Annotated in this window: 7 protein-coding genes; 4 read left to right on the top strand and 3 right to left on the bottom strand. The window is 59.9% G+C overall.

From position 1 onward, the window contains the following. The first annotated feature begins 53 nt into the window (after positions 1–53). From PW789_RS04145 to PW789_RS04130, 4 genes are all read left to right on the top strand, one after another. Positions 54–1,277 (top strand): ROK family transcriptional regulator, encoded by a 1,224-nt coding sequence (locus PW789_RS04145; RefSeq protein ID WP_299371845.1) that lies wholly within the window; start codon positions 54–56, stop codon positions 1,275–1,277. Positions 1,278–1,471: 194 nt separating this feature from the next. Further along, positions 1,472–4,357: a TonB-dependent receptor gene (locus PW789_RS04140; RefSeq protein ID WP_299371842.1), complete on the top strand. Its 2,886-nt coding sequence runs from the start codon at positions 1,472–1,474 to the stop codon at positions 4,355–4,357. Between the two features lie 20 nt (positions 4,358–4,377). Next, the gene (argH, locus tag PW789_RS04135; RefSeq protein WP_299371839.1) at positions 4,378–5,883 is read left to right on the top strand and encodes an argininosuccinate lyase; all 1,506 of its coding nucleotides are present in this window, start codon (positions 4,378–4,380) and stop codon (positions 5,881–5,883) included. A 10-nt stretch (positions 5,884–5,893) separates the two neighbouring features. Next, on the top strand, positions 5,894–7,327 hold the full coding sequence (locus PW789_RS04130; RefSeq protein ID WP_299371836.1) for an APC family permease: 1,434 nt from the start codon (positions 5,894–5,896) through the stop codon (positions 7,325–7,327). On the opposite strand, the gene PW789_RS04125 is transcribed toward PW789_RS04130, so the two are convergent. From PW789_RS04125 to PW789_RS04115, 3 genes are all read right to left on the bottom strand, one after another. Then, positions 7,322–7,975, bottom strand: a complete 654-nt coding sequence (locus PW789_RS04125) for a carbohydrate-binding family 9-like protein (RefSeq protein ID WP_299371833.1) — start codon at positions 7,973–7,975, stop codon at positions 7,322–7,324. The two genes, PW789_RS04130 and PW789_RS04125, sit on opposite strands and share 6 nt — an antisense overlap. A 7-nt stretch (positions 7,976–7,982) precedes the next feature. Continuing rightward, entirely contained in the window at positions 7,983–8,318 is a 336-nt protein-coding gene (locus PW789_RS04120) for a cupin domain-containing protein (protein WP_299371831.1), read from the bottom strand. Between the two features lie 105 nt (positions 8,319–8,423). Next, positions 8,424–11,741 carry a glycoside hydrolase family 38 C-terminal domain-containing protein gene (locus tag PW789_RS04115; protein ID WP_299371828.1) on the bottom strand — a complete coding sequence of 1,106 codons (3,318 nt, stop codon included), beginning with the start codon at positions 11,739–11,741 and terminating at the stop codon, positions 8,424–8,426. Positions 11,742–11,861 lie beyond the last annotated feature (120 nt).

The raw sequence follows: 11,861 nt of genomic DNA, 5'->3' as shown, positions 1-11,861 counted from the left end.
CTTTGTAAAGATTATTAAGAAATATAAAGTATGATGTGTCCAACCGAGAACCAATGCGACTTCCCTCCACGCCCCAACCTGAGATGACCATCGCGCCGTCCCGCCCATCCCATCTTCGCCAGGCGAATGCGCGCGGTCTGCTGCGGCTGCTGAAGGAGCACAATCCCTGCTCGAAGGCTGACCTGGTGCGGCTCTCCGGCCTGAGCGCACCGACGGTCACCAGTGCTGTCAGTCATCTCGAATCCCTTGGGCTGGTGGAGAATCTCGGTGAGGGCGAATCCAGCGGTGGCCGTCCGCCGGAGATGCTTCGCTTTAATGCGACCCACGGCTACGTGGCTGCGGCCGATATCGGCGGCACCAGATTGCGCATGTTGCTGGCCGACCTCAATGGACGCATCGTCACCCAGTGGGCGACGCAATTCACAGAAAAGCAGCGCTCCCCCAAGGCCGTCTGCGGCCTGATCCACGAAGGCCTCAAAGTGATGTGTCATGAAGCCTCTGCCTCCATCCGCAAGGTGCTGCACATCACCGCCGGAGCCCCCGGCATTACCAACACCGCTACCGGCGTTGTGCTCTCCGCTCCCAACCTCACCGACTGGAAGAATGTACCGCTCCGATCCATGCTGGAGCGTGAACTTGGCATCGCGGCGCAGATCGAGAACGACACCAACCTCGCCGCCGTCGGAGAACATTGGCGCGGATCCGCAACAGGAGTCGACGACTTTGTCTTTATCGCCCTCGGCACGGGAGTCGGCGCAGGTGTCTACATCAATGGCCGCCTGCATCACGGGGCAAACTGGAGTGCCGGTGAGATTGGCTACGCTGGCATTCGTGGTATGTCGCGCCAGCGGCTCGAAGTGCAGTCCCCAGGGCAGTTGGAGAGTTCCATCGGAGGCCTCGGCATCGAGACCGAATGGACGCGCCTGCTGCACCGAGAGCGCCGGGCAAATACGGTTGCGCTGGAGCATCTACGCGCGACCGAAATCTTCGACCTCGCGGTCGACGGTGATCGCCTGGCCATACAGCTCATTCGCTATACCGCGCAGATCCTCTCCGACTGTATCGTCGAGCTCTCGCTTGGCCTGGACCCGGCAGTGGTGATCCTTGGCGGTGGCGTCGGCTCACACCCCGAGCTTTGTCGAGTCACCGAAAAGCTGCTCAGCGACAACGAGTTTGCAAAGCCGCAGGTTCGCGCCAGTTCCCTCGGCACCCAGGCCCAGCTTCACGGAGCCCTCTCCATTAGCCTCTCTGCCACAGAAGCACACCTGCTTTCGTAACAAATCCAAGAAAATTGATTGACAAGCTGCAGCGTTCTATCTAATCTCAGCTCACCTCATCACTTACTAAATAGATTTTACTAAGTCCGTCGAACATCGTCTTCGCAACTTCGATCTGTTCGCTTTTCAGTCTTAGGAGGCTTACTGTGTTGACTCTTGGCAGTCTAAGAACTTCCCTTCTCGGTGCCGCTCTTGTGACGGCTTCAGTGTTTGTGACAACCGCACCCGTCGCCCTGGGACAGTCACAGTCGATCAACGGCACCATTCGTGGACAGGTTACAGATGTTTCGGGAGCACCCATTCCCAATGCCGACGTGACCGCCAAGAACATCGACACCGGCTACACGCGACAGGTCACTTCTGCAAATGATGGCAACTACGTCCTCGCCAATCTTCCCATTGGCAGCTACGCCATCACCGCGCTGGCACCCGGGTTTGCTCCTCTCACCCAGAGCGGCATCCAGTTGACCGCGGGCAGCGACATCGTTGTAGGCGAACAACTTAAAACCGGATCGGTTGCAACGCAGATCGAGGTCTCCGCCGAGATGCCTATCCTCGAACCGGCGAAGTTTACCCTCAGCCGCACGATCTCCTCCGTCGAGACGCAGAACCTTCCGCTGACCTCGCGCAACCCGTACAACTTCGTTCTTTTCCAGCCCGGAGTCAGCGGCCATCCGAACCCCGAGAACGGAATCCCGCGCACGGTAAACACCAACGGATTGGTTGACCGCATCAACTACCAGCTCGACGGCATGGTCGACACGGAGACCGATCGCTACGGCCTCCGCCTGTTTGCCATCTCCGACTCCTACGTTGACGAAGTGCAGACCATCTCCAACAGCGCACCGGCCGAGTTCGGCAATACGGCAGGCATCACCTTCAACGTCATCACGCCCCGCGGCAGCAACGCCTATCACGGCCTGGTCCAGTACATCTGGCGCCCCAAGGTCGCCAGCGCGTGCCCCATCCTTCAGAACTGCGTCGTTGGGACAACCGGTTACACGCGCAAGCCTGACCTCCACGTCGACGACTACGTCGGCCGCATCGGCGGCCCCATCAAGCGGGACAAGCTCTTTTTCTTCGCTGCGTACGAAAAGTTGAAGCGCGCCAATCCGTCAGCCGTCACTATCACACCTGCCAATCAGGCGCAGCTCATCGGCTATGGCATCAGCCCTTCCATCTTCAATCCTGCCCCCAGTGTGCAACGTGCGCAATGGGTCGACGCGCGCGGCGACTGGGTGATCAACAGCAAAAACAGCGCCTTCATCCGCTACAACTATTTCCGGAACAACTACCCCTTCAACACCAACGTTGGCGGCCTCTACGCCCTTGATTCCGCCTCCGACTTTCAGGATCGCGCCCACATCATCGGCGCGCAGCTGATCACGACATTCACGGCAAACCTGATGAACGAGTTCCGCGGCTCCTGGCCGTACCGCAACCAGCATCACGTCGCAGGGCCGCAGACCGGAGCAGGGCCGATGATCACCATCACCGGTGTGGCCAACTTCGGCGGCACCAACGGCGCGGGAGACAAGTTCCAGGAGAAGATCCCGTCCTTCAGCGACAACGTCACGTTCATCAAGCACGACCATACCTTCAAGGTCGGCTTCGGCTTCCAGAAGAACCTGGATACGCAGCTGGCCGATATCTACACCCAGTACACCTTTGCCTCCATCGCGCAGTGGCAGAGCGCCAAGAGCGGCGCCACGCCGTACAACTACAGCACGGTCAATGCCAGCATCGGAACTCCCGGCGCGGCGTATCACTCTGTCTTCTTCGATCTCTTTGCGCAGGATACCTGGCAGGTTCGCAAGAAGCTTCTGGTCTCCTACGGCATCCGCTACGACCAGTACCGCGCGCCGACGCCTCCCGCAGGTGAGCCCTTTATCTATACACAGAGCTTCCGCACCCCGCATGCGAACTTCGCGCCTCGCCTCGGCATCGCCTACTCTCCCACCGACACAACCGTCATCCGCGTGAACGCAGGCATTTACTACGAGGCGACGCCCACCAACATCTGGTATTCTCCGCTCTACAATAACGGCGCTGCCGGGACCGGCTCTTTCATCGCCTCCGTTGCGGGAAACACCAGCTGCTCTCCGGCATTCCCTGACTCGCCGCAGCAGGTCCCTGCAAGCTGCCTTGGCACACAAAGCATCTATGCCCTGACGCCCAACTTCAAGAACGAGTACGTCTGGAACGCAAACCTGCAGGTGCAGCAGCAGCTAACACGAGGCGACTCGCTCACTCTGGGCTACGTCATGACCAGCGGCCGCAACATGCAGTTCATCCGCAACATGAACCTCATCAATCCCACGTCGTATCTTGCCGATGGACGCCCCGTCTTCTCGACCAGCGTCAGCGCGGCAACGCGACTGTATCCGCAGTACAACAACATCCGCCTGATCGACGTTGGCTCCAACTCTTCGTATAACGCGATGGTGGTCTCCTATGAGCACCGCATGACCGGTGGCCTCACCTTCAGCGGCAACTACACCTGGTCGCACGCCATCAACGACACGCCGGAGGCCAACACGTACGAGTTCTCCACGCCGATCAGCGATCCTACCTATCCCAAGCGCGACCGCGGCAACAGCAGCATCAATCGCCCCAACTCCTTTACCGGCAGCATCGTCTATGCGCCGACCTTTCACCTTGCCAACCACCTTGCCAATGGCTTCGCCAACGGTAACAACCTGGCAGTGTTGACCAACTTCTCCACGGGCGACCAGCAGAGCATGGTCGTCAGCCAGGCTCTCAACGGAGACAGCACAGCCACGAGCCGACCTCTCTTCGTCGGCCGCAACACCCTGCGGGCACCGAACATCTTCCAGTACGATGCCCGCTATACGCGCACCTTCGGCAAATACTTCGAGCGCTTCCAGCCGCAGCTCCTGATCGAAGCCAACAACCTGCTTAACCGCTCCAACGTGACCTCGATCAACACCACCGCTACGGTCTCCACCAACGCCGCGGTAGCGCCGATCGGAACAATTCTGACCTCACCCACCCTGGCCCCTACCAGTTCGGTACTCGAGGCAAGAATTCTTCAGTTCGGCCTCAAGGTCGAGTTCTAGACTAAGAGCTGAAGGAACGTATGACGGACCCCAACCACAAAGATAGATCGGCGTTCCCTGCGCCGATCTATCGTGACACCGTGCTCGCCCCGGTCTTCGCCGACGCCAAGCGATACTTCCTTGAGCCTCTGCTCGAGATTGAATACGCGCACACGCTGATGCTGGCGCGTCAGGGCATCATGCCTGCAGGTGAAGCCGCACAGTGCCTCGCAGCGCTCGACGCACTCGATCGTGAAGCCATTCGTACCGTGCGCTACGACGGCAGCTTCGAAGACCTCTTCTTCTACATCGAAAAGAAGCTGGCCACAGCATGCGGCGAAGAGGTCGCCGGCAAGATGCACACCGCGCGCAGTCGCAACGATATCGACCTGACCATGTACCGCATGGTTCTGCGCCTCCGGCTGCTGGAGCTATACCAGGCACAGCTCCAACTACGCCAGGTTCTGCTCCATATCGCGTGGGAACATCGTGCAGCATTGATGCCTGCCTACACGCATAATCAGCCTGCGCAGCCCACCACGCTTGGCCACTACCTGATGGCCTACATCGAAATCCTTGAACGTGACGCCGAGCGCACGCGCCAGGCGTTTACACGCGTCAATCGCAGTCCGCTCGGAGCCTGCGCCATCACGACCACCGGCTTCGCTATCGACCGATACTTCACCGAAAGTCTCCTTGGCTTCGATGGCCTACAGGTGAATTCCTACGGAGCGATCGCCGCTGTCGACTACCTGGTTGAGAGCTGCGGCGTGCTCGCGACTGCGATGGTCAGCCTCGGCCGCTTCACGCAGGATCTCATGCTGTGGAGCACTGCCGAGTTTGGCTACCTTCGCCTCAGCGATGCCTATGTGCAGATCTCCAGCATCATGCCGCAGAAGCGAAACCCTGTTCCGCTGGAGCATGTGCGCGTCCTCGCCAGCCGTGCACTCTTTGAGTCCAACAGCGTCACCGGCAGCCTGCACAATACACCTTTCGCCGACATGAATGATGCCGAAGACGATCTGCAGCCCCTCGTATACACGGCATTCGACAACGCAGAGCGCAGTCTGAAATTGCTCGCGGGCGCGCTCAGCGAGGCACAGTTTAATCTGGAACGTATGGCAGCAGCAGCCGACGCAAACTTTCTTCCCGTTACCGAGCTGGCCGATACCATTGTGCGGCGCACCGGCCTCAGCTTTCACGCTGCACACGGCATCGTCAGCCGTGCCGTGCGTGCGATGCCCACCGGCTACGATCCCGAGACGATGACCGAGATCGTGCTGCGCGAGCTGACCTTCATTGGCAACGCCACAAACATCAGTCGCAGCGAGATTCGCAGCGCGCTACGTGCAGATAATTTCGTTGCTGTACGCTCGATCCCCGGTGGCCCCGCGCAAGCGGCATTGGAGCCTGAGCTGCTGCGCGCACGAGAACAACTGAACAGCGACCAGGCATGGTCGACTGAGCGTCTGCGACGACTCGCCGCTGCCAAGACTTGCATCGAGCAGGAGCAAAGCTCCCTTTCGCGGCAGGTTCATGGACACTAGCCGCTTTCCTTTGACCGAGCCGAAACGTCCGGTTCCCCCCAGCAAGCCCGAGCTTGAGCGTGGGCTCTCCACAGCCTCAGCGCTCGGCCTCAACGTCATCGACATGGTCGGCGTAGGCCCTTTCGTGACGCTTCCCCTCATCGTCACCGCTATGGGTGGCCCGCAGGCCATGCTGGGGTGGCTCGTCGGAGCGTTGCTCTCCCTCTGTGACGGTCTCGTCTGGAGCGAACTCGGCACCGCCTATCCTGAAGCCGGCGGCTCATACGCCTTCCTCAAGCATCTCTACGGCGAACGAGGCGCCGGGCGTGGACTCTCCTTTCTCTACGCCTGGCAGTTGCTCTTCAGCGCGCCGCTCTCCATCGCCTCCGGCTGTATCGGCTTCTCACAGTACCTCTCTTTCTTCTTCCCCAACGCCAGCCATCCCTTCTTCGCGACACACTTTCTCGGCGTACCCATCGTGTTCAGCCAACAGACGCTGATCGCCATGAGTGCCTGCGTCGTCGCGCTCATCGTCCTCTATCGCAGCATCATCGTCATCGACAAGATCGCTCGCTGGCTCGGACTCATCGTCGGCGCCACACTTCTCTTCGTCATCGTCGCAGGCCTGACGCACTTCAATCCGAAGTTGGCCTTCGACTTCCCGGCAGGAGCGTTCCACCTCAACGGAGGCTTCTTCATCGGCCTTGGGGCGGGCATGCTCATCTCTGCCTATGATTACTGGGGCTACTACAACGTCTGCTTTCTCGGCGGCGAAGTCCGCGATCCGCAACGAACCATTCCGCGCGCCGTACTCGGAGCCATTGCCATCGTCGGAACGCTTTACCTGCTGATGAACATCAGCGTGCTCGGCGTCCTGCCCTGGCGCGAGATGACATCAGACAATGCCGACAGCCACGCCCGCATGTTCACCATGGCAGTCTTCATGGAGAAGCTCTACGGTCACCAGGCAGCCGCGGTTATCGTGATCCTCATTTCGCTTGCGGCACTGGCCTCAGTCTTTGCTCTTCTGCTCGGCTATTCCAGAATCCCCTTCGCTGCCGCACGCGACGGGAACTTCCCGGCATGGTTCGGCGCCATTCACCCGCGCCACCGCATCCCGCATCATGCGCTGCTTGCGCTCGGTGCCGTCACCCTGGCCTGCTGCGTCTTTCGCCTGCAGGAGGTCATCACCACGCTTGTGGTCATTCGCATCCTCTTCCAGTTCCTGCTGCAGGGCATTGCCGTGCTGCTGCCCAAGCACAGGCGCGAACGTAAACAGCGCGGCTTCCGCATGCCACTCTACCCCCTGCCTGTGTTGCTGGCGCTTGGAGGTTTCGTCTTCATCCTCGTCTCGCGTCCACACTTTCTCACGGAGATGCGAACTGCAGGAATCATTCTGCTGCTCGGAGCAATCGTCTTCGCCGTGCAACACCTCTCCACAGGCACAAAGCCCAACGCTCTATAAAGACTTCAGCACGAGCTCTCCGAATCGCTCCGGAACATGGAACGTCTCTGACATCGACGGCTGCCACGCCAGCAGCTGATGCTCCGGCCCCTGGCTGCGAAGCAGATTGATGCGCCAGCGATCGCCCACCTTTGGGCACGATACCCCGAGCGCCTCAAAAGGAATCCGCATAGATCCGTACCAGATACTGCGTTCCTGATCGACAGTCGACTTCACCTCAAAACCCGAGGCCCACTGCGCATCACGCGTCCGTCCCGGCGCTTCGAGATCTACATCCAGATCAAGCCATTCAGCTTGCGGTGAGATCTCGAACTCCTTGTAGTGTCGAGCACTCTCCGCATCGCAACCGATAAAGAGTTCCGCGACATCCCACTCCCATAACTGCGGCGTCGCACAGGCCGTCTGCGGATCAGGCTTCAGCCACAGCTCCCTATATGGACAGGCAGATAGTAGATAAAGACTGCCGTGTGTCCACCGCGCGAAGACCTGCGTCGCGTCCCCTTCAATGGCGCGGCCGTAGTTGTCCGTGCAAAAGAAAACAGGCAGCGTCTGCTTCCAAAAGGATGACTCCGCGTCCGTGCACAGAGGCACATCCTCCGGCGCATACACCGCTGACATCTCTTTCAACGATCCACCCACATCTGCCATCAACTCTCTACTTCACCAGCGCGCGATAGTCTTCGCGCGTCGGCGTAAAGACATCCAGCACCTCTGCCGGCTCCAGCGCCCAGGCCTGGTGCTCGACGCCGCCATCGACGATGAAGCTGTCTCCCGCATGCGCATCGAAGACCTTGCCGCCAACATCGACGCGGATCGCGCCTTTGACGACGTACACCAGCTGGTGATGTGGATGGCTGTGCTTCGCACCAACCCAGTCTGCTTCAAAATAATGGCGAACCAACATCAGCTGATCCGTATTGGCCAGCACCTGGCGGCGCATGCCCGGCTCAGGCGTAAAGGTCTCTGGGTCCTGCGTTTTGACAAAGTTCATCGCGTACTCCGGTGGTGCTGGTTTAGCTTATCCGAGCCGATGGCTATTGCAAAAGCGAACGGAGCTACCTTTGCGGGCAGCTCCGTTCGGCAAATGCGGCTTGTCTTACTTTGACGAGGCCGGATAGTCCACACGTACCGAGAGAATCTCGTACGGTCCGATGTGCGCCGTGACCTTATCGCCGCTCAGCTTCAGCGGAGATCCCGTCGACTTCTCCATCAGGTTGGTCTCCGTCGCCGCGGTCGCGCCCGGCGGCACCGTAAAGGTCACGTCGCCCTGCTTGCCTGCCCACTCCACCACACGAAAGATCAGGCCGTTGTCGTCCTCTGCCTTCTTCATCGCGGTCAGAACGACGTTCTCCGGCTCTACCGAAGCATACGAGTGCACCAGCGGAAGCGCGCCGGCATGAGGAGTTACCTGCTGCGCCTTCAGCTCGTAGTTGTACTCGTAGCCTCTCCGCTCCGTCTTCGCCTGCTTCCAGGTTCCGGCGTGTGGATACAAAGCGTAGCTGAAATGCTGATGCCCCCTGTCGGCGTCAGGATCGGGCCACGTCGGCGAACGCAGCAGCGTCAGACGCAGCGTGTTGCCTTCTGCATCGTAGCCATACTTCGCCTCGTTCAGCAGCGAGAAGCCATGATGCTCATCGCCCAGGTCGGCCCAGCGCAGAGCAGGCACCTCAAACTGCGCCTTCTCCCAGCTGTTATTACGCGTCGTCGGGCGCTCAATCGAGCCATACGGAATCTCGTACGTCGCCATCGGCCCTGAAGCCGCCAGGGGGAACGCCGCCTTCAGCAGTACATGGGTCTCGTGCCAGTCGATGTCATTGATCACATCGACCGTATCGCTTCCCGCATATAGCTGAATGTCCTGCACGAACTTCGATGACTGCCAGGTCCGCGAGACACGGATGACGGAGCGCATTGGCCCCTTCTCCACCAGCTGCACCGAATCCACCTGCTCAATCGGCGTCATGTGGTCATACGTGCCCGGATCGATGTTCCACGCATCGTAGTCCTTCGGAAGATCCTTGAAGGTCTGCAGCTGGTTGCCGCATGCCCCCTTGGCCAGCGACTCGAACTTCGCTTTTTTGTCGTAGAGGCTGGTGATGCAGCCCGTCTTCGGATCGACCTCGACGCGCAGGAACTCGTTCTCCATCGATGTTCCGTTGGCCTTCAGATCGGTCGGGAATGTCTTCTGCCCTGCAACCGCATGCAGCACCGTGTACCCCATAGAAGGCACATTCGGTACCTGCACCAGCAGCTTATAGCTGCCGTTCTTCGCATCGCTCGAAAGCACCTTCGACGGCAGCACCTTGTCGTGATCATCCAGTAGCGAGATGCTGCTCGCTGCCGCAGGAAGCTGCACCGAGACTGTCGTCACGCCCGTCTGCGACCATGCCAGCGGGTTGAAGACCAGCACCGGCGTCTCGCCCGCAGCCTTCGTATTAATGCCGGAGGCCAGCAGGTGTAGCGAATCCTGCGAGATCTCGCCCGTCTCCAGGCGAACCTGGTCGAACTCCGCCTGCGCTTCCTTATAGATCACGGCAATACCCGAGCCTGCTGCGAGATCGTGGAAGCCATTGAAGGCGATCTTCTTCCATGCATCCGTGAACTGATCGTTGGGATACTTGTAGCCCGAAAGCCACGCCAGCGAAGCATACTTCTCCGCGTTGATCGTCTGCTCTTCGCTCTCGCGCATGTTGCGCTTGTGCTGGGCCTGCGTGGTAAAGACGCCGCGGTGATACTCGAGATACAGCTCCGAGTCCCACGTCGGAATCGCAATCTTGCCGGCCTCGGCGGCTGGAGCCTTGTAGCCCCTGGCGATCGACAGGTAGTTCCACTCCGGCGAGTTCGAGCTCAGCCGCTTCTCCACGTTGTCGAAGTAGCTCTGCGCCGTACCGAACTTATAGTTGGGAACGATCATCCCCGAGTTGGCCCAGTGCACTCCCTCATCCAACATCGCACGCGTCGGTCCGCCACCGTGGTCGCCCACGCCATACAGATCCATCATCTCGTCCATACCCGGCGCATACTTTCGCGCCACTTCCATATCCGACGAGAGACGAACCGGGTTCAGGTTTCGGTTCGCATAGTCGTGAGGGAAGTAGGTCAGCACCTGCGATCCATCCGGCGACTTCCACCAGAACAGCTTGAAGGGAATCTCGTTCGTATCGTTCCACGCCATCTTTTGCGTGACGAAGTAGTCCACGCCCGAGCGCTTGTAGATCTGTGGCAGCTGCCAGTTGTAGCCGAACGAGTCCGGGTTCCAGCCGATGCGCACATCGACGCCGTACTCCTTCTGGTACCAGCGCTTGCCGATCAGCAGCGAACGCACCTGCGACTCGCCGTCCGGCATATTCAGATCAGGCTCCACCCACATGCCGCCTACAATCTCCCAGCGGCCTTCCTTGATGCGCTTCTTGATCTGATCATTGATCGCCGGATACTTTGTTGCCATCCAGTCGTTGTAAGCCGCGGCCGACTGGGTATAGGTGTAGTCCGGATACTCATTCATCAGCTGCAGCGCGGTTGAAAACGTCCGCTTCACCGCGTCGACCGTCTCCGTCACCGGCCACAGCCATGCCGCATCGATGTGCGAGTTGCCCGTCAGGTGGAACGTCGTCTGCTGCAGCATGGGACGCAGTACATCCAGCTTCTGCCGCGCAGCATCCAGCGACGAGTCAAACTTTATCTGGTTGCCGTTGTCCAGCGCCGACAGGTCCACCATCGCTATCGACTGGTTCACCGTCGCCATATCCGCCGCAACGTTCTTCGAGAGCGAAGGCACCAGCACAGCACTCGACAGGAACTCCAGGCGCAGGTCCGAAGGGTTCGGCCGTCCCTGCGCAAAGTCCACGTTTGCCGTCACGCCGTTGAACGACTTCGTATCAACCGTCTGCAACAGCTTCACCGCAACCAGGATCTTGTCACCGGGCTTGGCGTTATCGAACAAGACGATCGGCTCGAGATCCTCTCCGAGGGCCACACGGCGGCCATTGAAGTAGACGATCTCCGGCATCGGCCCGTTCGCGCCCGCGCGGAACTGGAACCAGATGCGCGCCCCCGTCAGATCGTAGCCATTCAGCGCCTTCGGTACCTCGATCAGGCGGCGATACCATACCGCCTCGTTGGGTGCCTTGCTGTGCGGCTTCACGACCTCCCACGAGGAGTCGTTGAGCGCGGGGTCCTCTCCATGCGCCATATCACCCGCGTGATAACGCCACTCCGCGGCCGGAAGCTCACTGAACGAGCCCAGCCGATCCAGCGTCTTCTGCGAGGCTGGCGGCAGCGTCTTCGTGATGCCCTCTGCATTCAGAGCATGATTGATCTGTGCAATGGCAGAGGTGGTGCAAAGCGTCGCGGCAAGCAGCGGCGCGCAAAACGCGGAAAACGTAGTCTTCAAAACACGAGGAAGCGGGATCAAGGCTGACTCCTTCTGGCTGCAGCCGGTTCCCCGGCAGATGGACAGGTTTAGGTGGGCAAAAGAACCACGAGGAGTTTAGCCCAATTGCAGTCAACCGACATGGGGCAGAAGACCGATGCG

This window comes from Edaphobacter sp., assembly GCF_028283685.1.
Taxonomy (GTDB): domain Bacteria; phylum Acidobacteriota; class Terriglobia; order Terriglobales; family Acidobacteriaceae; genus Edaphobacter.
Note: the sequence above shows the minus strand (reverse complement) of the source record. Positions and strands in the feature narration are given on the sequence as shown.